The 703-nt window shown below is 70.7% G+C and carries 1 protein-coding gene; it reads left to right on the top strand.

Going from position 1 to position 703, the window contains the following annotated elements:
- A partial coding sequence (locus tag AC06FE_RS19560; protein WP_478073997.1) for a YadA family autotransporter adhesin occupies positions 1 to 703 on the top strand: 703 nt, incomplete at both ends.

Raw genomic sequence — 703 nt, 5'->3', positions numbered from 1 at the left:
TGGCACCGCGCTGGGTGCCAGCGCCAATGCCGAAGGCTTCGCCGCCACGGCGAGCGGCGTGGGCGCGTTGGCACGTGGCGACCAGTCCACCGCCAATGGCGCGGTTGCCAACGCCCTGGGTGACTACAGCACCGCGACCGGTTCGCAGAGCTATGCCGAAGGTGCGGGCACGACCGCGGTGGGCTTCAATGCGGCGGCCTACGAGGACGGCAACGTGGCCGTGGGCCGCAATGCCTCGGCACTGGGTGAAGGCAGCCTGGCGATCGGTGATGGTGCCGAGACCGGCTTCGGCCTGTTCGGCATCGGTGCGGCCAACGCGGTGGCGATCGGCAGCGGCAGCTGGGCCTTCGGCGATGACGCCACCGCGGTGGGTGCCAATGCCTGGGCCTTCGACCAGCGCAGCACCGCCGTGGGTGCGGGTGCGCAGGCGGGCGCCGAGAACTCGGTGGCGCTGGGTGCCGGATCGGTGGCGGGCCGTGACAACACGGTGTCGGTGGGCGATGTGGGTAACGAACGCCAGATCACCAACGTGGCCGCCGGCACCGAGGACACCGACGCGGTGAACAAGGCACAGCTGGACGACGTGGCCGCCGTTGCCGAGGAAGGGCAGATAACCGCGAAGTACTTCAAGGCCAGCGGCAGTGCCGACAGCGATGTCGGTGCCTACGTCGAGGGCGAGAACGCGGTGGCCGCCGGCGAGGCG

Source organism: Stenotrophomonas sp. Steno-C18, from assembly GCF_056393195.1.
This window is presented reverse-complemented; position numbering and strand designations above follow the sequence as displayed.